The sequence below is a fragment of the Clostridium sp. AF34-10BH genome (assembly GCF_003478095.1).
Taxonomy (GTDB): domain Bacteria; phylum Bacillota; class Clostridia; order Lachnospirales; family Lachnospiraceae; genus Acetatifactor; species Acetatifactor acetigignens.
This window is the reverse complement of the sequence record NZ_QUEC01000020.1, coordinates 58,333-79,911: the sequence shown is the minus strand read 5'-3', so window position 1 is coordinate 79,911 and position 21,579 is coordinate 58,333. Positions and strand designations below refer to the sequence as shown.

General features: G+C 47.0%; 21 protein-coding genes and 1 tRNA gene. 14 read left to right on the top strand and 8 right to left on the bottom strand.

The window, feature by feature from the left end:
- Positions 1 to 303 (bottom strand): ion transporter (locus DWZ61_RS13275; protein WP_147354716.1); only part of this gene is annotated, 303 nt, incomplete at its 3' end.
- 167 nt (positions 304 to 470) lie between these two features.
- On the opposite strand from DWZ61_RS13275, the gene DWZ61_RS13270 reads away from it, so the two are divergent.
- Positions 471 to 1,322 (top strand): DUF11 domain-containing protein, encoded by an 852-nt coding sequence (locus DWZ61_RS13270; RefSeq protein WP_022154064.1) that lies wholly within the window; start codon positions 471 to 473, stop codon positions 1,320 to 1,322.
- A 95-nt stretch (positions 1,323 to 1,417) separates the two neighbouring features.
- Here the strand turns inward: DWZ61_RS13270 and DWZ61_RS13265 are convergent, their stop codons facing one another.
- Both DWZ61_RS13265 and DWZ61_RS13260 read right to left on the bottom strand, forming a co-directional pair.
- Positions 1,418 to 1,960 (bottom strand): NADH peroxidase, encoded by a 543-nt coding sequence (locus DWZ61_RS13265; RefSeq protein WP_022154063.1) that lies wholly within the window; start codon positions 1,958 to 1,960, stop codon positions 1,418 to 1,420.
- 111 nt (positions 1,961 to 2,071) lie between these two features.
- Positions 2,072 to 2,467: a transcriptional repressor gene (locus DWZ61_RS13260; RefSeq protein ID WP_118539040.1), complete on the bottom strand. Its 396-nt coding sequence runs from the start codon at positions 2,465 to 2,467 to the stop codon at positions 2,072 to 2,074.
- Between the two features lie 282 nt (positions 2,468 to 2,749).
- Here DWZ61_RS13260 and DWZ61_RS13255 point away from each other — a divergent pair, with 282 nt between their 5' ends.
- The 4 genes from DWZ61_RS13255 to DWZ61_RS13240 all read left to right on the top strand — a co-directional run bounded on the left by DWZ61_RS13255 (position 2,750) and on the right by DWZ61_RS13240 (position 7,222).
- Positions 2,750 to 4,237 (top strand): HAMP domain-containing sensor histidine kinase, encoded by a 1,488-nt coding sequence (locus DWZ61_RS13255; RefSeq protein ID WP_117465219.1) that lies wholly within the window; start codon positions 2,750 to 2,752, stop codon positions 4,235 to 4,237.
- 73 nt (positions 4,238 to 4,310) lie between these two features.
- A complete protein-coding gene (locus DWZ61_RS13250) occupies positions 4,311 to 5,003 on the top strand; it encodes a response regulator transcription factor (RefSeq protein ID WP_022154060.1) in 693 nt (230 codons plus the stop codon).
- A gap of 175 nt (positions 5,004 to 5,178) precedes the next feature.
- Positions 5,179 to 6,540 carry a potassium transporter TrkG gene (locus tag DWZ61_RS13245; RefSeq protein WP_118539038.1) on the top strand — a complete coding sequence of 454 codons (1,362 nt, stop codon included), beginning with the start codon at positions 5,179 to 5,181 and terminating at the stop codon, positions 6,538 to 6,540.
- A 31-nt stretch (positions 6,541 to 6,571) separates the two neighbouring features.
- The gene (locus DWZ61_RS13240; RefSeq protein WP_118539036.1) at positions 6,572 to 7,222 is read left to right on the top strand and encodes a TrkA family potassium uptake protein; all 651 of its coding nucleotides are present in this window, start codon (positions 6,572 to 6,574) and stop codon (positions 7,220 to 7,222) included.
- Positions 7,223 to 7,337: 115 nt separating this feature from the next.
- Here DWZ61_RS13240 and DWZ61_RS13235 read toward each other — a convergent pair whose 3' ends face one another.
- Together DWZ61_RS13235 and DWZ61_RS13230 are read right to left on the bottom strand one after the other, a co-directional pair.
- Entirely contained in the window at positions 7,338 to 8,615 is a 1,278-nt protein-coding gene (locus DWZ61_RS13235; protein ID WP_118539034.1) for a dicarboxylate/amino acid:cation symporter, read from the bottom strand.
- Positions 8,615 to 9,463, bottom strand: coding sequence for an NAD(P)-dependent oxidoreductase (locus tag DWZ61_RS13230; RefSeq protein ID WP_118539032.1), 849 nt, complete (start codon positions 9,461 to 9,463; stop codon positions 8,615 to 8,617). The genes DWZ61_RS13235 and DWZ61_RS13230 overlap by 1 nt, the downstream gene beginning before the upstream one ends.
- Before the next feature lie 225 nt (positions 9,464 to 9,688).
- Here DWZ61_RS13230 and DWZ61_RS13225 point away from each other — a divergent pair, with 225 nt between their 5' ends.
- Complete coding sequence (locus DWZ61_RS13225; protein WP_118539030.1) at positions 9,689 to 10,576, top strand: ROK family protein; 888 nt, start codon at positions 9,689 to 9,691, stop codon at positions 10,574 to 10,576.
- On the opposite strand, the gene DWZ61_RS13220 is transcribed toward DWZ61_RS13225, so the two are convergent.
- On the bottom strand, positions 10,570 to 11,433 hold the full coding sequence (locus tag DWZ61_RS13220) for an AraC family transcriptional regulator (protein WP_118539028.1): 864 nt from the start codon (positions 11,431 to 11,433) through the stop codon (positions 10,570 to 10,572). The genes DWZ61_RS13225 and DWZ61_RS13220 overlap by 7 nt on opposite strands.
- Before the next feature lie 215 nt (positions 11,434 to 11,648).
- Here DWZ61_RS13220 and DWZ61_RS13215 point away from each other — a divergent pair, with 215 nt between their 5' ends.
- The 8 genes from DWZ61_RS13215 (at position 11,649) to DWZ61_RS13185 (ending at position 18,098) form a co-directional block, all read left to right on the top strand.
- Positions 11,649 to 12,971 carry an MATE family efflux transporter gene (locus DWZ61_RS13215; protein ID WP_118539026.1) on the top strand — a complete coding sequence of 441 codons (1,323 nt, stop codon included), beginning with the start codon at positions 11,649 to 11,651 and terminating at the stop codon, positions 12,969 to 12,971.
- The gene (locus tag DWZ61_RS19775) at positions 12,941 to 13,078 is read left to right on the top strand and encodes a hypothetical protein (RefSeq protein ID WP_172594665.1); all 138 of its coding nucleotides are present in this window, start codon (positions 12,941 to 12,943) and stop codon (positions 13,076 to 13,078) included. The genes DWZ61_RS13215 and DWZ61_RS19775 overlap by 31 nt, the downstream gene beginning before the upstream one ends.
- 124 nt (positions 13,079 to 13,202) lie before the next feature.
- Complete coding sequence (locus DWZ61_RS13210) at positions 13,203 to 14,084, top strand: putative manganese transporter (protein WP_118539024.1); 882 nt, start codon at positions 13,203 to 13,205, stop codon at positions 14,082 to 14,084.
- A 68-nt stretch (positions 14,085 to 14,152) separates the two neighbouring features.
- The gene (locus DWZ61_RS13205) at positions 14,153 to 14,698 is read left to right on the top strand and encodes a Fur family transcriptional regulator (protein ID WP_118539022.1); all 546 of its coding nucleotides are present in this window, start codon (positions 14,153 to 14,155) and stop codon (positions 14,696 to 14,698) included.
- Between the two features lie 128 nt (positions 14,699 to 14,826).
- A tRNA-Lys gene (locus tag DWZ61_RS13200) sits at positions 14,827 to 14,899 on the top strand.
- An 83-nt stretch (positions 14,900 to 14,982) separates the two neighbouring features.
- Positions 14,983 to 15,759: a TatD family hydrolase gene (locus DWZ61_RS13195; protein ID WP_118539020.1), complete on the top strand. Its 777-nt coding sequence runs from the start codon at positions 14,983 to 14,985 to the stop codon at positions 15,757 to 15,759.
- A 14-nt stretch (positions 15,760 to 15,773) separates the two neighbouring features.
- A complete protein-coding gene (locus DWZ61_RS13190; protein ID WP_118539018.1) occupies positions 15,774 to 17,129 on the top strand; it encodes an MATE family efflux transporter in 1,356 nt (451 codons plus the stop codon).
- Between the two features lie 87 nt (positions 17,130 to 17,216).
- Entirely contained in the window at positions 17,217 to 18,098 is an 882-nt protein-coding gene (locus DWZ61_RS13185) for an aldose 1-epimerase family protein (protein ID WP_118539046.1), read from the top strand.
- A 55-nt stretch (positions 18,099 to 18,153) separates the two neighbouring features.
- Here the strand turns inward: DWZ61_RS13185 and uidA are convergent, their stop codons facing one another.
- On the bottom strand, positions 18,154 to 19,980 hold the full coding sequence (gene uidA / locus DWZ61_RS13180; protein ID WP_118539016.1) for a beta-glucuronidase: 1,827 nt from the start codon (positions 19,978 to 19,980) through the stop codon (positions 18,154 to 18,156).
- A 98-nt stretch (positions 19,981 to 20,078) separates the two neighbouring features.
- Complete coding sequence (locus DWZ61_RS13175) at positions 20,079 to 21,467, bottom strand: MATE family efflux transporter (RefSeq protein ID WP_118539014.1); 1,389 nt, start codon at positions 21,465 to 21,467, stop codon at positions 20,079 to 20,081.
- Positions 21,468 to 21,579: the final 112 nt, after the last annotated feature.

Genomic DNA, 21,579 nt, shown 5'->3' with positions numbered 1-21,579 from the left:
CAGCAGGTCGATAATGCCGTCGAAGGAGATCAGAAACCGCAGCCGGGAGCGGAGCTCGTTTTTATCAGGATATAGATAGTCCGCAGTCCAGATCCGCAGGACATATTCCACACAGAAGATCAGAATAGTGATAACCTCGATCACGTGAAATACCGGAAATAAAAAAGCAAGCTCATCAAAGGTTTGCAGAAAAGTCACCAGAATATTTGCACAGATAACGATAGCAATAAAAATATCAAAGAGCCGGCTCAGACGGTTACTTTTGTCACCGATCTGGATGATGTTAAATACTTTTTTCTTCATGTTGAATCCTCGATGTTTTTTGGAGCAGCGCCAGTGAATGCCTGTGATTCCATCATACGGAGGTGGAAGAGGAAAGTCAAGAAATGCGGTGACAGAATCCGTCAACTTTCTTAAAAACAGTCATATATTATAGTAAATCCAAATACAATGAAAGGATACAAAAATATATGGCTAGATTTACGAACCAGGCACAGCTTCGCTATGGAAATGAGATTACAAACTCCAATATAGCAGTGGGTGAGATCACGGAGGTATTGTCTGCAACCAAGACAGCAGTGCGGGATACCTACGGGCAGAATGAAAATGTGACGTATGTGATCAGCATTGTGAACTCAGGCACTACAGCATTTAACGGAATTACAGTAACGGATAATCTGGGAGAGTATTTGTTTAATACCAGAGAACTGACACCTCTGACGTATATTCCGGGGACCGTAAAATACTATGCAAACGGAATTTTACAGGCAACACCGGCTGTAACGGCAGGCCCTCCTCTGACAATCACGGGAATTACCGTGCCTGCGGGAGGTAATGTGACACTTACCTATGAGGCTGAGGTGAACTCTTATGCGCCGCTGGCAGCAGAGGCTTCCATTACGAATACGGCGACGATTGCCGGGGCAGGGGTCACTCCTGTTACTGTGAACGAGACAGTAAATGCGGTAAGCGGACCGCTTCTTACGATCACAAAGTCCGTCAGTCCCGTACCCGTGACAGAGAATGGAACATTGACGTATACGTTCCTGATACAGAATCTGGGGAATACGGCAGCGGATGCAGCTACCGGTGTCGTGATCACAGATACCTTTAATCCCGTATTGGAGAATCTGACTGTGAATTTTAATGGAACTGCATGGGCAGAGGGAACAAACTATACGTATGATACGACTACCGGATTATTTACCGGAACTGCAGGAGGTATTACGGTACCCGCAGCGACTTACACCCAGGATCCCGTTACAGGAGCGTGGGGGATCAACCCCGGCGTCAGCACGCTGGTGATCTCCGGAACCGTATAAGGGCAGGCGCCGTATAAATCTAAAATAAAAAGTCACTGGAAGTACATAAATGTCCTCCCAGTGACTTTTTATTTTATCCTTGCATGGCTTGTAGCTTAGCCAAAGTATCTCTTTAACAGACCCTCAAATGCCTTGCCATGTCGAGCCTCATCACGAGCCATCTCATGAACGGTGTCATGGATAGCATCCAGGTTCAGAGCCTTGGCTCTCTTAGCCAGATCAAACTTACCTGCGGTAGCACCGTTCTCGGCATCTACTCTCATCTCCAGATTCTTCTTGGTGGAATCGGTTACGACTTCACCTAACAGCTCAGCGAATTTTGCAGCGTGCTCAGCTTCTTCGTAAGCAGCCTTCTCCCAGTACAGACCGATCTCGGGATAACCTTCTCTGTGAGCTACTCTTGCCATTGCCAGATACATACCAACCTCAGAGCATTCGCCCTGGAAGTTCGCACGCAGATCAGCAATGATATCCTCGGGAGCACCCTTTGCTACACCTACTACATGCTCAGCAGCCCAGGTCTTGCCTTCCTCCTGCTTGGTGAACTTGGAAGCGGGAGCGTGACAGATGGGGCACTCTGCGGGAGCCGCATCACCTTCATAAACATAACCACATACCTGACATACATACTTTGCCATAATTTTTTCTCCTTTTCTCTAATGAAATGTTTTGTTTTCAGTTTTCTCTTTTTGCGTGTGCTTTATAAGCACAAATATATTATGGAACGAAGCCAGTTTTCATTCAGAAAACTAGGACTCCGTAGCAACCCTGGTGCAGGCGGGACAAGAGCCGTAGAAATAAGTGACATGTCCCCGGATCCGACCGTCAAATCTCGCTCCGGCGGCCTCCATGATGGAATCAATACTATCCATGTCCAGATCAATAACGCTTCCGCATTCCGTACACACGAAATGATAATGTTCGGAAGTATCGGCATCAAAATGGTCAACACCGTCACCGACCCGGAGTCGTAAGATTTCTCCCATGTCTGACAAAAGTGTCAAATTACGGTAGACGGTACCGAGACTTAAGTTTGGATCCTGCTGCTTCAGATTAGAATAGATCACATCAGCGGTAGGGTGATCCTTGCGTCCCATGAGAAAGGATTTGATCATTTCCCGTTGTCTGCTTCGTTTCAGTGCCATGATAAGCCCCTTTCTCAATAATAGTAATGATTACTGTTTCTTACAAGCTTATTATACATGATGCGAGAATAATGTCAACAGAAAAATGAAAAAATTTTGTTTATATTTTTTTAATGATATTCCTGCTTCCTTTATACACAGAAGGTAGGAATCATGCTATAATGAGCGAAAGCAAAGTATAAAACATAAATTAACATGCGCAGACTTTTGTTACAACGTGTACAGAAGTACACGGCACTAAAGTCACGGAAAGTTTGCAGTTTGCTGAAAGGCAAGAGTAATATGAAATTTAAAACCAGACTTCGTGTAACATTTATAAGTATTATATTACTTCCGCTGTTGTTGACGATCATGGCTTTTGTAATGATTGCCATTTACCTGATGAATTACTCTCAGGGTCTCAGCCTGACGGATATTGATTATTCCATGATGTCGGAGAATTTCAGGGAATTCACCAACACCACGGATCAGGCGTATTATGTGCTGCTGGACCAGGTGAAGGAAGACAGCAGCAGGCTGGAAGATAAAGAATATCTGGATCATATCAATGAGGAGGTATCGCGGAAGTCTACTTACATTATTGTAAGAAAAGGTGATAAGCTGTATTATGCCGGCAATGAAGAAGCCGCACAGCAGATTTTTGAAAAACTGCCTGCCTATGGTGACGAGAATCTGTCGGATGACAGCGGATATTTCTACAATGAACTGGAGAAGTATGTAAAACAGATTGATTTCACCTTCCGGGATGGAACACCGGGCAGCGTATTTATCGTCACGAAGGTCAATTCGCTGATCTCGAGACATCTGCTGATCGATATGTTCGTGGCGATCATTGTGATCCTGATCTTCACCAGCCTGATGCTGACCCAGTGGATCCACAAGGGCGTATTTGAACCTATCAATGAGCTGAATGTGGCAATGCGCAAGATCAAGGAAGGCAACTTTGATTATGTTCTGGAGACGGATGCCAAGGGGGAGATCGGTGATCTCTACCGCAATTACGAGGATATGCGTCTGCGGCTGAAGGAATCCACAGAAGAGAACATTCAGCATGAGAAGCAGAACAAAGAGCTGGTCAGCAATATTTCCCATGATCTGAAGACCCCTATCACAGCCATTAAGGGTTATGTGGAAGGAATCATGGACGGCGTGGCAGACACGCCGGAGAAGATGGACAAATACATCAAGACCATCTACAATAAAGCCATTGATATGGATCGTCTGATCAACGAGCTGACCACTTATTCCGGAATTGATAATAACCGGATCCCGTACAATTTCCACCGGATCAACGTGGCGGATTATTTCGGTGACTGTGTGGAAGAAGTCGGACTGGATCTGGAGCAGCGGGGTATCAAGCTGAACTATTCGAATCTGGTATCTCCTGACACAGTTGTCATCGCGGATCCGGAGCAGATGAAGAAGGTCATCAATAATATTATCAGTAACAGCGTAAAATATATGGACAAGCCTGACGGGCATATTGATATCCGTATTCTTGACGAAGTGGATTCCATCCGGGTAGAGATCGAGGACAACGGCAAGGGAATCGCACAGAAGGATCTGCAGAAGATCTTCGAGAGGTTCTACCGCACGGATGCTTCGCGCAATTCCGCCCAGGGCGGCAGTGGCATCGGATTATCCATTGTTAAAAAAATTGTTGAGGATCATGGCGGTTATGTATGGGCGACAGCCAAAGAAGGGGAAGGAACCTGTATGCATTTTGTATTGAGAAAATATATTGAGCTGCAGCCGGGTGGAACCAAGTAATGAATAAGGGAATGAAACAGAAATGGCATGATAATCGATAATACAAGGACATTCTGTAAATGGAGGATAAATAATGAGTAAGATTTTAATTATTGAAGATGAAGTGGCAATTGCAGATCTTGAGAAGGATTATCTGGAGCTCAGTGATTTCAAGGTCGATATCTGCAATACCGGCGATGAGGGACTGAAGACCGCACTGGCAGGCGATTATGATCTGATCATTCTGGACCTGATGCTGCCCGGCATGGACGGCTTCGAAGTATGTAAGAAGATCCGCGAGGAGAAAAATATTCCCATTCTCATGGTATCTGCGAAGAAGGACGACATTGATAAGATCCGCGGCTTAGGGCTGGGTGCGGATGACTATATGACCAAACCTTTCAGCCCCAGTGAACTGGTAGCCCGTGTGAAGGCGCACATGGCCCGTTATGAGAGACTGGTGGGAACTAACCAGAAGCAGCAGAATGATATCGTGGAGATCCGTGGTATCCGTATTGATAAGACTGCAAGACGTGTCTATGTGGACGGTGTGGAGAAGACGTTTACGACCAAGGAATTCGATCTGCTGACGTTCCTGGCGGAGCATCCGAACCATGTATTTACCAAGGAAGAATTGTTCCGGGAGATCTGGGATATGGATTCCATCGGTGATATCGCTACGGTTACCGTGCATATCAAGAAGATCCGTGAGAAAATTGAAAAAGATACTGCAAAGCCTCAATATATCGAGACCATCTGGGGTGTTGGATATCGTTTTAAGGTATAAGGGAAGAAAAATAAGATCAGAAGAAAACTCCTATGATGGATACAGCAACAAACTGTCTCCAATAGGAGTTTTTTATTTAAAAGTGTGTTATAATCATAGCATTGCGGATTGCACCCGTGAAATTTGATTAGCGATTCCACTGATGAGATAAAGCATCGGCGGAATGGAGTGTGTTATGAACAGTAAAAAAATAATACAGTTGTCTACGACACAGAAGATCATGCTTAGCTTTCTGTGTGCCATATTAGTGGGTAGCTTCCTGCTGGCATTACCCATCAGTTCAGCTACCGGAGAAGCGGTTCCTTATATAGATGCTTTATTTACGGCTACCACATCCATATGTGTGACCGGTCTGGTGACGGTTCCCACATATTCCACCTGGAGCGTCTGGGGACAGATCGTGATCCTGTTTCTGATCCAGTTGGGAGGTCTGGGAGTCATTACGGTCATGTACGGTGTGATGATGGGACTGCACAGACGACTGGGACTGGGTAACCGATGGATGCTGCAGGATGTATTTAATCTGAATAATATCTCCGGAATCGTGAAATTCCTCCGCAAGGTTCTCATAGGTACTCTGGTGGTGGAGGGATGCGGAGCTCTTTTGTACATGACAGTATTTGTGCCGGGATACGGACTCAGAGGCATATGGATTTCGATTTTTAATGCCGTATCTGCCTTCTGCAACGCCGGAATGGATATTATGGCGGAAGACAGTCTGTGCGGCTATGTATTTCAGCCCATGGTCAATCTGGTCACGATGCTGTTGATCATATTGGGAGGTTTGGGCTATATCGTCTGGTGGGATGTACTGCGGGTTCTGAAGAATATCCGGAGCCAGAAGCTGAAATGTTTTCGACTGCTGACACTGCACAGTAAAATAGCACTCACGGTGACAGGAATACTTATTGTAGTGGGAGCGGCGGCATTTTATATTTTTGAATACAATAATCCTCTGACGATGCAGGATTACACGGTGCCGCAACGGATCTGGGCATCCCTGTTCCAGGCAGTAACTACGCGAACCGCAGGTTTTGCCACAATTCCACAAGAGGATCTGACCAATACCTCTGCGATCATTTCGGTGCTTTTGATGCTGATCGGCGGCTCTCCGGTGGGAACCGCAGGAGGAATGAAGACAGTTACGATCGCAGTGCTGCTGGTATCTATGTTTGCCACTATAGGTAATAAGGAGGATGCGGAGCTTTTTGGGAGAAATATTCCGAAGCAGGCGGTGAATAAATCGGTAGCGGTTGTAGGTATGTTTTTTATCATTGCGTCGTTGTCCACAATTCTTTTATCTGCAGTGACAGATGCGGATGTGATAGATATTGTGTATGAAACAGTGAGTGCCACAGCTACTGTGGGATTAAGCAGGAACCTGACTTCCATGCTGAATCTTTGGGGAAAACTGATTATTATCGTGACCATGTATCTGGGAAGAGTCGGTCCCATATCTCTGGTAGTGGCATTCAGCACGCAGAAAAAGAACAAAAATATTGTGAAGAACCCGACAGAAGAGATCAGCGTCGGATAAAGCAGATAGAAGAAACAGGAAGGAAGAGACTATGGGAATCAATCAGACCTATGCAGTATTTGGACTTGGAAGATATGGAAGAAGTGTGGCGAAGGAGTTGGCAGAGAACGGCGCAGAGGTGGTAGCGGTGGACAACAGAGAGGCAGTTGTCAATGCGGCAATTTCAGAGATTCCATACTGTAAATGTGCGGATGTTACAGATTCGGAAGCGTTGAGACAGATCGGTATTGCGAATATTGATGTGGTCATTGTGACCATGGCGAATCATCTGGAAGCCAGTGTTATGGCAACCATGCTGTGTAAAGAACTGGGCGTAAAGACCGTTATCACCAAATGCGCCACTGAGATAAACTGCAAGATCCTTACGAAAGTAGGAGCAGACCGTGTAGTATTCCCCGAGAGTGAGTCAGGGATCCATCTGGCCAAAAATCTGTTAAGCTCCGGTTTCATGGACATTATCGAATTGTCCCAGGATGTGTCTATGGTGGAAATGGAAGTCAAACAGCAGTGGATCGGGAAGAACCTGATCGAGCTGAATCTGCGGAAAAAATATTCCATTAACGTGGTGGCGATCATCGAAGGAAAAAATGTAAATACCAATATCGATCCGGAAGTACCTCTGACACAGGATATGCGGCTGATCGTTATTGCCAACCGGGCAAAATTGAATAAACTGAAATAGAATAGCTTCGAGCTATAAAAAAGTGAAACATCTGACGGTGCACTTGAGCACAAGACAGAATGTTTCACTCTTTTTTTATACGGTGGCAGCCGTCTGAAAAGTTGTAAACGGGTGATCAGTTATCAGCCCGGAAAGTCTTCTCATTAAAGGCACTCTGCTGCTTGGCAACGATAGTGGTACATACGGCATCACCGGTGATATTGACAGCGGTACGCAGCATATCCAGGATACGGTCGATACCCATGATCAGTGCAATGCCTTCGGTAGGCAGTCCCACGGAGGTCAGTACCATGGACAGGGTGACCAGACCGACACTGGGGACACCGGCAGTACCGATGGAAGCGATCGTCGCGGTGGCAATGACAGTAGCAATGGCAGCCGGGGTCAGAGGAATACCATAAGCCTGTGCTATGAAAACAACTGCTACGCCCTGCATGATGGAAGTACCGTCCATGTTAATGGTGGCACCCAGAGGAATCGTAAAGGACGAAATCTGTTTGGAGACACCGATTTTTTTATACAGAGTGTCGATAGACAGAGGGATCGTCGCATTACTGGTGGAAGTGGAGAAGGCAAAGGTCATAACCGGGAAGAACTTTTTAATGAACTTAAAAGGATTCAAGCGGGTGAACACAAACAGCATGACCTGATATACCACGAAACACTGTACTGCCAGCGCCAGAATGACACTTCCCATATATTTCAGCATAGGCACAAAAGCGTCGAAGCCGATGCCTGCGAAGGTCTTCGCAATCAGGCAGAAGACACCGACAGGGGCAGCTTTCATGACTGCAATCGTCATTTCCATCATAATGTCATTGAACTGACTGAAAAAGTTCGCCACAGTGGAGACCCGGTTGCCCATGGCAGCCAGAAGAATGCCAACAAATAAAGCAAAGAAGATGATCGGCAGCATATCTCCGGTGGACAGAGAGGTAAAAATATTTTTCGGAATAATATTCAGCAACGTCTCCGCAAAGTCTACCTGGGTGGTCGCAACTTCGGTGGCATCCTCCGGCAACGCAATATTTAAACCGACGCCGGGATTGATCAGACTGGCAATGCCCAGTGCCACGCAGATCGCCAAAGCAGTGGTGCACAGGTAGAACAGGATCGTTTTCACACCCACAGTTCCCAATGTTTTCGTATCACCGATGGCCATGGCGCCGCAGACCAGGGAGCAGAATACCAGAGGGACCACCAGCATTTGCATCAGGCGGATAAAACCATTTCCCAGTACATAAAGAATACCGTTGATCAGAATCGTATCTCTAAAGTACCCTCCCGGCATATAATAATGGATCAGCACACCACATACCGCACCGGTTAACAGGGCGATAAAGATTTTGGTGGACAGACCGAGTTTTTTCTTTTCTTTTTCGTGTTTTTCCACTATTCCAGTCCTCCGGTTTCTTTCATGTAGCAAGCAAGTGTCTCTCTCCAGCCACTGGGTTCTTCGATGCCGGTGAGACGCAGCATCATATTATCCAGTACGGAATATTTCTCCGGGGTGCCGTCTTTTACTGTAACGGTAAGCCGGTCCTCTTTTCCGGCAAGACGCAGGATCTCTTTCGCAAATTCCAGGCGTGTGCAGGAACCGCCGCTGCATACGGCGTGATAGATACCGTAATGGTCGTTGTCGATGAAGAATTTTACCACCCGGGCAAGCTCTGCGGCGGAGGTAGGTACCGCACGGTCGTTATTTAGCAGTTCCATAGTGGATACCTGGGAGTCCGCGGCAGCTTCCAGTACTTCATTCAAAAAGTCTTTGCCGATGCCATAGATCCAGGAACTGCGGATAATGACATAGCGGGTCATCAGCTGGATGACGAATTTCTCTCCGGCATATTTGGATTTCGCAAACAGTCCCACGGGATTTACATCATCGAACTCATTATAGGGTGTGTCGGATGCGCTGGAAAATACATCATCCGTAGAGATCTGGATGAGTTTTGCCTGAATGCTCTCCGCAGACTGCGCCAGATTCCTCGCACCTACGGCGTTTACCTTGTAAGCCATATCTGTCTCCGACTGCGCTGCACCGGCGAAAGGATGATATCCTGCACAGTTGATGACGACATCGGGACGATTCCGGTGCATGAACAGGGAAACTGCATGTTCATCCGTGATATCCAGCTCGTCCTTATCGGTCTCGTATAATTCATATTCCATCATGTCTAACAACCTGATCAACGCCTGCCCCATGTGACCGAGGGAACCGACGATCCATATTTTTTTCATTGTGATATAACCTCCTGCAATTTGTGTGTAACTGAGAACAGTATAACAAGTATATCATAGGAAAGATTCCCGGGAAAAGAGAAAATTAAAAAGTCAGAGAAACGCAATAAAAATTGATATTAACAGGGAGAAAAGGATTTGCTATACTAACCACAGAGAGCAGAATCCGAAGGAAAAGCTCGGGATATATTTAACAGGCAGAATCTGGAAAGGCAGGGAGTTTATATGGCAGAATTACGTCTGGGTGCATTGGAAGCCGGCGGTACAAAAATGGTCTGCGCTATTGGGGATGAGAATGGTGAAATTTATGAGCAGATATCGATTCCTACAACTATGCCTAAGGAGACGATTCCTAAAATGATCGCTTATTTTAGGGACAAGGGGATTGATGCATTGGGAATTGCCTGTTTCGGGCCCATTGAGCTGGACAGAGATTCCGAAAAATACGGTTATATCACAACCACGCCAAAGCTGGCCTGGAGGGACTGCGATATCGTTGGGCAGATGCAGGAGGCACTACATTGCCCCGTGGGATTCGATACAGATGTGAATGGTTCTGTCCTCGGCGAAGTGACCTTCGGACAGGCACAAGGGAAAAAGTGCGTCATGTATCTGACCATCGGCACCGGTGTCGGCGGTGGTATCTATAGTAATGGCAAACTGCATCACGGAATGCTCCATCCGGAGACCGGACATGTGTTGATCACGAAGCGGACCGCAGATACTTATGCCGGAAGATGTCCTTATCATAAGAATTGTCTGGAAGGTCTGGCGGCAGGTCCTGCCATTGAAGAACGCTGGGGCAGGAAAGCAGTGGATCTGGCAGATTGCCCGGAAGTATGGGAGTTGGAGGCAGATTACATTGCGCAGGCCCTGACCTGCTATGTCATGACGGTATCTCCGGAAATGATCATTTTAGGCGGCGGTGTCATGCACCAGGAGCAGTTGTTCCCGCTGATCCGCAAGAAGCTTAAGGAATACATCAATGGCTATATCGCAACGGATGAACTTGCAGACATGGAGCATTATGTGGTGCCGGCATCTCTTCATGATGATCAGGGCATCATGGGATGCCTGGAGCTGGCAAGAAGAGCTCTTGAAAACGATCACTGATAGGGTAGCTGCTTACGATATTGTAACGGAGACATCTGATATGTCCTGTGAAAGCAGCGGATAAAATGACTTACATTGGGGAAGCCGGACTGCAGGGCAACCTCTGTAACCGGCAGAGAGGTGCTCTCTAACAGATGGCAGGCATGGGTCAGCCTCAGATGCATCAGGTATTGCGTCAGAGTCAGATGAAAGTGCTGCTTAAAATAGCGGGACAAATATTTCTCGGATAAATGAAATTGCTCTGCCAGGGTTTCCAACCGAAGGGGGTCCGTGTAGTTATACTGCAGATAAGTCAGTATTTCACGCTGCATCGGATCGTTCCTTTTGGAGCCCATCGGGTTAATGGTTCCGCAGGAAGCAATTTTTTGGATAAGTGACAACAATAAAATACGTAATCGGAAATACCCACTCAATGTATTTGGAAGCTGTCTGACAGACAGGATCTCACGGATGAGAGAAATGATGTCAGGACAGCTTTTTTCGTGGGAAAGATTATGATGCAAAAGCAATTCATGGTTACGCAGGGGAAGGAGAAACTCCGTTTCCAACAGATCGTCCGTCTGAAAGGAAATAAATTCCAGTGGAAACAACAGGGTATGATAGTCTACGCCCGGAATTGCGGAACCCATAAAATGAAGCTCACCGGGATTCACAAAGAATACGGAGCCGCCGGCCGCTTCGTATTCTTCCCCTTCAATGATGACATTAAGAGAGCCGGAGCGGACATATATGATCTCGACCTCCGGATGCCAGTGGACAGGAATCTGAAAAAAAGCAGGCATATCATGCAGGTGATAACAGCTAAAAGGAAATTCTTTTGTTCCGTGAATGCGTTCTTCTCTTAATTCAGGGTACATAGGCAGGCCTTTCTGTGAAGTGGATCAGAGGATATTATGGTCAGATTACTATAAAAGTAGAAATAAGTCAATTTTCTGTGGTAAAAATGCAAGCTTTAGGAAAGATAAAGTAGTAATATGTAAAAATTAAAGATACTATTCAGAATAGTATTCTGAATGGTTACAAAATGAAAATGCAAATTTATAGGAACCGCAGAAAGGATATAAAACATACGATGGAAGGACAGAATAAGTCATTATTTCAATTATTTGTACCACTGTGTCTGGAGACAATCTTTTACATGTTGTCCGGAATGGTGGATACTTTAATGCTTTCTTCTGTGGGAGATCAGGCAGTCGGAGCAGTCGGAACAGCGAATACTTATATTGGTGTATTTATTATTATGTATTCGGTAGTTTCTATGGGAATGCTGGCTGTGATGACACAGAATATCGGTGCGGGCAGACCGGGGATCGCCTGTCAGGCAAAGACTCTGGGATTATGGTTTAATGGGATCCTGGGTGTTATGATGTCTGTTTTTTTGTTTTTCTGTTCCGATGGGATTCTGTATGTGGTAGGTATTGCGCCGGCATTGAAGGAGCCTGCCGTACAATATCTGCGGATCGTAGGAGGCGGAAGCATACTGAACGCAATGATTCCCATACTGGCAGGATATCTGCGTGCATTTGGATATACGAAACAGCCTCTGATCGCAACTGTGACAGGTAATATTTTGAACTTTATATTAAATGCCGTGTTTCTGTTTCGATTCCACCTCGGCGTGCAGGGGGTTGCATCCGCAACAGTGATCTCCAAAGTAGTGAATCTGATATTGATCGTGATCTTTGTACGGCGGCTGATCCCTGCAAAAAAATATTCGGAGAGGGTAAATTCCGGAGAGATTTTGCGGAAGATCATCCGGATCGGATTACCTTCCGCTTTGGAGAATATTATTTATAATGTAGCGATGACACTGGTGATTCGTTTTCTGAACCAGATGGATACAGAAGGAATCAATGTGGCTGCCCGCTCCTATACGGCACAGATCACGAATTTATCCTTCTGTGTGGGAAGTGCACTTGCCCAGGCGAATGCCATTATGACCGGATGGTACATGGGTGCGGGAAAATATGAAATATGTGATAAGCAGACGAAAAAATCTGCGGCGATCGGAGCGGTACTGGCGATGGGAACAGAATTTCTGTTTGCAGTCAGTGCCCCGGTCCTGATCTCTTTTTTCACGCAGGATAAGAGTATGGTAGAACTAGTGCAGAAGCTGATGTTTATTGATATTGCCCTGGAAGCCGGACGAGTCACAAATCTGGTATACGGGAATGCTCTGAAAACCAGTGGAGATGCTGTATTTCCGGTGATCCTCGGAGCTGTTTTCATGTTTTTGTGTGCAGCGGGAGGAACGTATCTGTTGGGGATACAGCTGCATCTGGCAGTAGTGGGTGCTTATATCGGTCTGACAGCAGATGAATGCTGCCGTGCAGTCGGCATGCTGCTGCGCTGGCGGAGCGGAGCATGGAAGAAAAAAGGATTGATCGAAGATTGATGGAAGTGATCCGGGAGTACTATAAGACGGTATACCGGCTGGCTTTTGCCCAGATGGGCATTCTCTTGCTTTTCGTAGCTTATCATAGCATAGCGCATTTTTTATAATTAAAATATTGACAATATGAAAAAATGTGTTATAGTTCTAAATGCAAATGCAACTCATTTGCATTTAGAACAAATATATGATTAAGTATTCATTTGATAAAGAAAGTATGGAAAGGTAAGAGTTATGTCGGAAGTTATTTTAGATACTTTAATAGATAGTATAAAGCTGGTGCCATTTTTGTTCCTGACCTATCTGGCTATGGAATATCTGGAGCATAAGGCCGGCGAGAAGACCACGCATATGGTGCGTAAGGCAGGTAAAATGGGACCGTTGATCGGTGGTGTGGCAGGTGTGTTGCCTCAGTGTGGATTCTCAGCAGCGGCATCCAACTTATATGCAGGCAGGGTGATCACCCTGGGAACACTGATAGCCATTTATCTGTCCACTTCTGATGAGATGCTGCCGATCCTGATTTCGGAGAAAATGGATATCCGCTTTGTTCTGGGCGTGCTGGGAGCGAAAGCGGCCATTGGTGCGGTAGCCGGATTTGTGATCGATCTGTTGGTCCGGGAGAGGAAGATGCATCCTCATGACCATGTTCACGGGCATGAGGAAAATGATCATGAAGAGGAAGAGCACATTCATGAAATCTGTGAGCATGAGAACTGCCATTGTGAAGAGGATGGCATTTTTCTGTCTGCGGTAAAACATACGCTTCAGATTACCTTTTTCATTATAGTCATTGGATTTGTTCTGAACACAGCACTGCATTTTGTGGGAGAAGATGTTCTGGCCGGCCTGATCCTGAATCGTCCCGTACTGGGACCTGTGCTGGCAGGAGTGGTGGGACTGATTCCCAACTGTGCAGCATCTGTGACCATAACGCAATTGTATATCAGTGGTGTGATCAGCCTTGGAGCCATGATGTCCGGATTGCTGGTGGGCGCGGGAGTAGGACTGCTGGTGTTGTTCCGCGTGAATCCGGATAAAAAGGAAAATCTGAAAATCGTGGGAATTTTATATGTGATTGGCGTTTTAGCAGGAATTGTGATAAACTGGCTGTAGGCACAAGCAGTGCCAAAATTGAGAGCTGACTCTTTGACTGCTTGCAGGCATAAGAGGCAGATCCAATTTTGATAGGGCGACGCCCGTCCAGTGAGGGAACGCAGGGCGTTACCGAGCTGAGCAGCACTGCGGATGCCCCGGATCGCGATATAAAAGGACAGATATCTATGGAAGAACATAAATGTGAACACAATGATATTTCCTACCCTAAGGGATTGAAATGGACCAAACAGAGAAAATGCGTGTATCAGGTGCTGGAGGAAGCGACCGAACCCCTCAGCGCCGTGCAGATTTACAATCGTATTGAGAAAGAACACGAAGGCAGCGATTATGCTGTATCCACAATCTACCGGATCCTGGCAACATTTGAAGAACATGGAATGGTAGAGAAGACAACGTTCATGGGAGACGGTACCGTAGTATACGAACTGAACCGCGGGGAACATACCCATTATGCGGTCTGCCTGGAATGTCATAAGCGGATTCCGCTGCCCAGCTGCCCCTTTGCACATGTGCATTTAGAGCAGGATACCGGAGATTTCACTGTCACCGGACACAAATTAGAGCTTTATGGCTATTGCAAAAAGTGTCAGGAAGCCCGCAAAAATCACTAATTTCACCTATTATATAAAAAAATCGAAAAAAATATTTAATTTTTTTTGAAAAAGTACTTGCATTATTTAAAATCATGTGATAACATATGTCTTGTCGTTGCGGGAGACACAACAACGACAAAGAAAATGCACCGCTAGCTCAGTTGGTAGAGCACCTGACTCTTAATCAGGGTGTCCAGGGTTCGAGCCCCTGGCGGTGCACTCGAGAGAATCGTTTTTGGAGACATAGGAGCTCCGGGGACGGTTCTTTTTTTGCATAGATACCCTGATTAAGGAGATTTCACATGACTGCGATATTTGATACCCATGCGCATTATGACGATGACGCATTTAATGAAGACAGAGAACAGCTTCTGGCGGCGCTGCCGGAGCAGGGGATTGCCCGGGTGGTGGATGTAGGTGCGAGCCTTGCTTCCTGCAGGAAAGTACTGGAGCTGATGGAACGATATGATTATATCTACGGAGCCATCGGTGTGCATCCCAGCGAGACCGCGGAACTGGATGAGGAATCTTATTCCTGGCTGAAGGAACAGTGCCGGAAAAAGAAATGCCTGGCGGTGGGAGAGATCGGACTGGATTATTACTGGCCGGAGCCGGATCACGAGACACAGAAGAAGTGGTTCCTGCGGCAGCTGGATCTGGCGCGAGAGATCCGAAAGCCCGTTATCATTCATTCCCGGGATGCGGCGAAGGATACTGTGGATCTCATGACGGAGGCGCGCGCGGAGGAGATCGGCGGTGTAATTCACTGTTATTCCTATACGAAGGAGACGGCGAAGATTTTCCTGGATATGGGATTCTACTTCGGAATCGGCGGCGTGCTGACTTTTAAAAATGCAAAGAAGCTGAAGGAAGCGGTAGAGTACATTCCCATGGATCGCATTGTATTGGAGACGGATTGCCCGTATCTGGCACCGGAACCGAACCGCGGCAAACGCAACAGTTCCCTGAATATTCCCTATGTGATCGCTGCCATGGCACAGATCAAGGAGATCACAGAGGAAGAAGTGCGCAAGGCGGCATGGGACAATTCCCTGAAATTGTATCGCATGGATAAATAACCGGGTAAAAAGCAATGGAAGCAAGCAAAACAAAACTATTTTCAAAAGATGATCTGAAAAAACTGATTATTCCACTCTTATTTGAACAGGCACTGGCAATCACTGTGGGCATGGCGGATACCGTCATGATCTCTTCGGCGGGCGAGGCGGCGGTCTCCGGCGTATCCCTGATCGACATGTTCAATAACCTGATCATCAGTGTGTTGGCGGCACTGGCTACCGGTGGCGCGGTGGTGACTTCCCAGTTCCTCGGAGCCGGGAAAAAAGAGGACGCCTGCAAATCTGCAAAACAGTTGATCGTGTCCTCCGTATGCATTACCATCGGTATTTCGATTTTGGTCATGGTGTTCTGTAATGGCATCATTTCCCTATTTTTCGGTAAAATTGAAGCGGACGTATTTCATAATGCTGTGATCTATATGATGATCTCTGCACTGTCCTTCCCGTTCCTTGCCCTGTACAATTCCTGTGCGGCGCTGTTCCGCTCCATGGGAAATTCCCAGATCACGCTGAAGGTCTCCGTGGTGGAAAATATCATTAACATCGGCGGTAATGCTTTGGGTGTTTATGTGTTGGGACTGGGCGTGGCCGGTGTGGCGATCCCTTCCCTGATCTCCCGTGGTGTGGCGGGTTTTATCCTGTATCACTTATTGAAAAATCCGTCCAACGAAGTGCATCTGTTAAAAGAAAAATTTCGGATTGACTGGCCTGTGATTCATAAGATCTTTTATATCGGTATTCCCAGTGGTATTGAAAACGGGATTTTCCAGCTGGGACGTGTTATCGTGGTGAGCATTATCGCTGGCTTCGGAACCGTGCAGATCGCTGCCAACGGCGTGGCGAACAGCTTAGACAGCATGGGCTGTATCGTGGGACAGGCTATGAATCTGGCAATGATCACGGTGATCGGGCGCTGCGTCGGTGCCGGTGATTCCGGACAGGTACGGCACTATACGAAAAAATTATTGAAGATTACCTACTTGTGTACCTTTATGGTAAACAGCGTCATCCTGCTGTGTCTGCCCTGGATCCTGAAATGCTACGGATTAAGCACGGAGACCACGCAGTTGTCCTACATTCTGGTCATGATCCACAATGGCATGGCAATGTTTTTGTGGCCAGCATCTTTTGTACTGCCGAACATGCTTCGTGCCTGCAATGACGTGCGCTTTACCATGGTGCTGTCCATATTCTCTATGTTCATGTTCCGCATCGGTTTCAGTTATATCATCGGTGTGAACATGGGCTACGGAGCCATTGGTGTCTGGATCGCCATGGTACTGGACTGGATCTTCCGCGTGATCTGCTTCGTGAGCAGATATTTGTCCGGCCACTGGCTGAAAACGGCCGGGTTAAAGGATAACAGATAGTATAGAGCATGATTTTTGCGCCCGAATAGGTTCACGGATGAACTGTTATGAGGTATAATGTGGGAAAAAGAGAGGAAGGTATGTAATATGCAGGTAGTATTGGAAAATGAAGCTTTAAAGGTAACGATCAACAGCTTTGGCGCAGAACTTGCAAGTATTCGGGGGAAAGAGACAGATACTGAGTATCTGTGGAATGCGGATGCGAAATTCTGGAAGAGAAGTGCACCGGTACTGTTCCCCTTTGTGGGCAGTCTGAAAAATAAGGAATATCATTATGAAGGAAAGACCTATTCCATGGGACAGCACGGTTTTGCCAGAGATATGGAGTTTGCCGTGGATGTACAGACGGCGACGGAAGCATGGTTTTCCCTGAGATCTAATGAAGAAGCCAAAGAGAAGTACCCGTTCGAGTTTATTTTAAAAGTAGGTTATGAATTAGAAGGAAGAAATCTGAAGGTCATCTGGCAGGTGGAAAATCCGGATACAAAAACACTGTACTTTTCCATCGGCGGACATCCCGCATTCATGTGTCCTGTGAATGGAAAAGGAAAGCAGTCGGAATATTATTTTAAGTTTGATGCCGACAAAGATCTGACTTACGGACTGGTGGCGGATGACGGACGAGGACTCATGGGACAGCAAAAGGATGTACTGCCGGTGAAAAACGGCTATGCGCAGATCACAGAGCATCTGTTTGACAGGGATGCTCTGATTGTGGAGAACCACCAGGCTTCCGTAGTGAGCCTGTGTACTCCGGACAAAAAGCCTTACCTTACCGTAAGCTTTGACGCTCCGTTATTCGGGCTGTGGTCTCCCGCAGGCAAGGGAGCACCGTTTATCTGCATCGAGCCCTGGTACGGCAGATGCGACCGGACGACCTTCGACGGCAGCCTGGAACAGCGGGAGTATGGCAATACTCTGCAGGCGGGCGGGGTATTCCGCAGGGAGTACACCATCACCGTAGAATAAATCCAGAAACAGCAGCGATATGTTAGGTATCGCTGCTGTTTTTAAGTGGCTCATCTTATGAATTATTCTTGTTCTTGTAATGGAAATTCGGAATATGCTCCCATCTGTCCCGGAAATAATGGGCGATCAGTTTCGGACGGCGGTCTCGGGTAAAGATGCCTTTCCGGTTGCCGTCTGCGCGCATACAGCCCTGCAGGGTGGCATAATCGGCGAAGTTCCATGCCTGTTCCCCGATAAAAAAGTCTCTTCCGTCGAAGGCCTTGCTGTACATTTTATAAAGTTCTACCTGAAATTCTTCACTCCACATTTCCGGCGCACAGTTATGGAGCCCGGCGAGAGTATCGGCGCCGTATTCGGTCATCATCACGGGTTTTCCGATCTTTTCCCAGAAATCCAGTTCCAGATTCCAGGCGTAGGATGCAGCCTCCAGATCACCGGAGAGATTGTACCATCCGTAATAGCGGTTGAGACAGACTACATCCATGGTTCTGGTCACAATGTCCTTCTCGTAATTATTCTGGCAGCAGACAAAGGTCACGGGGCGGTTCTGAGGATCCAGCCGGTGGGTAAATTCATAGAGAGAATGCCAGTAATCATAGGCGGATTCCGGGAAATGCTCGGTATCCGGTTCGTTTCCCATGGACCACATGACAACGCAGGGATGATTTTTGTCCCGTGCGATCAGATCCCGTAGTACCTGTTCGTGATGCTCTCTTATGGGAAATGTCTTATAAGGATCACAGCTCTCTCCGGCACCGATGCCCACGGCGGGCGTCTCGTCAATAATAACGATACCTTCTCTGTCACAGAGCCGGTAGATCTCCTCCGCGTAAGGGTAATGGCTGGTGCGGAAGGAGTTGGCATGGATCCAGTGTAGAAGATTAATATCCTTTACATCGAGGCAGAGATCCAGTCCTCTTCCGCGGAAAAAGGAATCCTCATGCTTGCTGAAGCCCTTGAAATAAAAAGGCTCCCCGTTGATCAGAAACTGCGTTCCCTTCACCTCTACGGTACGGAAACCGAATTCTTCCGTATAGCAGTCCTCTCCGTAATGAACTTCCGCCTTGTACAGGTAAGGAGTGCCGGGATAAGGCTGCCAGAGATGGACCTGCGGGATCCGAAGCTCTCCCTTTCGGCCGGTGGCTTCTGCTTTGCAGTTGCTTTCTGCGTCTATGATTTTTAAAGTGACAGGAGCGTCACTATCTATCCCATCCGTGAGAATTTCGTAATTTAAGACGCCGGTGTCACCTTCGATAGACGGGACCAGAGCAATGTCTCTGATGTAGGAGGCCGGAGTGCTGTAGATGCGTACCGGACGGTTGATACCTGCAAAATTAAAGAAATCAAAATTCGGCAGATTCTGTTTCTTTCTCCATATTTTTGCGGCTTCCACACTGGGAATGCCGGGATTGTCCGAGCCGAAGAAGGCAATATTACCTTCGTTGCCGATGGGCAGAGTGCTGTGGCTGATCCGGTTGTCCACAGCGACACCGATGGTAAGGTGCCCATCCTCCGGAATCAGATCCGTGATCTCTACTTCAAAGGGGAGAAAACCACCCTTATGTGTCATAATCAGTTTCCCATTGATATAAACTTTTGCAACATGGGTCACGGCATCAAAACGCAGTACCTGACGCTGTCCGTTGCTTCCGCACAAAAGTGCCGGGAGTTCCACGGTTCGCTCGTAATAAGCCCAACCGTAATGATTCCGATAAGACGGATCATCCTTCTGGTCATTATAAGAAGCCGGCACGGCAATCAGGTCCATTTCCTGCGGTCCGCTCCAGAGATCCTCCGGCTCTGTCTCATCTCCTAATTGAAATTGCCATACTCCTCCCAGATCGATCAAGCTGCGGGAACGGTTCATGATTGGATATAACATGGTAGTCCTCCTTTTGCCCTGTGGCCTGTAATTGCGCTTATTATAGGGCAGGACAAAAGGAAAATCCATGTGATTATTTTTAAGAAGTATGTAAATTTTTATGAATCTGGCAAGTCAGTAATTAATGGTGGGTATTCCTGTTTTTTTGCAAGGGCACAAATAGCGCCCCAGCGCCTGGATTTAAAGTAGAAGAGCATGGCAATCATGCCGGTAATAAAGCTGGCGGAAACACTGACCATGGCATATTCGCCATAGCCGGCATACATGATGAGATAAGCGGCAGGGATTCGGACAACCCATAATAGCAGAATATTTACGATAGTGGGATAGCGAATCTCTCCGATACCATTGATAAAGCACATAATGCCATTGAACACGGCGTAGGCCCAGGTGAATGGCAGAACAAGATAAGTATATCGCTGTGCAAAAGCCAACACGGCCGGATCACGGCTGAACAACATCAGCAGAGGATGGCAAAAAGCAGTCACAAGTAATCCCCCTGCAAGGGTGACGATGCCGGAACAGAGCGGTATCTGCCATGCACCGCAGCATAAACGACGGTAGTTCCGGGCACCAAGGTTCTGCCCGGCAAACACAGTAGCCGCAGAAGAATAGGAAGTAATGGCAATATTAGCAATGCCGCTGACTTTACCGGCAACAGAGCATCCGGCTACGAAGGTGGACCCAAGCGTGTTATAAAGTGCCTGAAGCAGCACATGACCGACAGAATAAAGTGAGGTATTCAGTCCGAGCGGCAGGCCGATCTTTAACATTTCATGAAGAATAGGAAGGTCAAAACCATGCGCAAAAACAGGAAAATTCATGGCAGGATAAGTATGACGGATGTAGAAGATGCTGAACATCCAGGACAGAAACAGTGAGGCAGCAGTTGCGATGGCAACACCGGTGACGCCCATTCCCAAACCAGCAGTCAGTACAAGGTCCAGAACAATATTGGTAACGCAGGAAATGCCAAGAAATAACAGCGAGGAAGTACTGTTTCCCAGACCCCGTAAAATGCCTGCGTTAAAGTTATATCCCATATTGCCGAGAATGCCTAACGTTGTGATACGCAAATACACAATGGCATAGGGCATGGCATCGGCAGGCACCTGCATCAGCCTGAGAAGGAACGGTCCGGCAGCTACGCCTAACAACGTAAGCGGCAGACTGGCAGCGTACAGAAAAAACACTGCGGTTTGTGCAAGTTTACGCAGTTGATCGGCATCGGAGGCACCTGCCGCTTGTGAAATCAGGATGGATATTCCGGAACCAATGCCAAGAAAGATACACAAAAGAATCTCCAGTGGCTGGGAACTTGTGGCCACAGCGGCCAAAGCGGATGCATCACAAAAATTACCGATGACCAAAGTATCAACGGTTCCGTATAACTGTTGTAAGATATTTCCGATGCAGATCGGCAATGCAAACTGTGCTGCGCGGCCTAAAATAGAACCTTGTGTCATATCGATTTTACTCATATTCATTGACAATCACCCGCTTTGTGAAAATGGTAAATATTTAAATTGTAGAATGTAAAAATCCATCAGCTGATACTGGCTTGGTTCAGAGTCTATGCCAAAACTGTGTCCGGGGTTT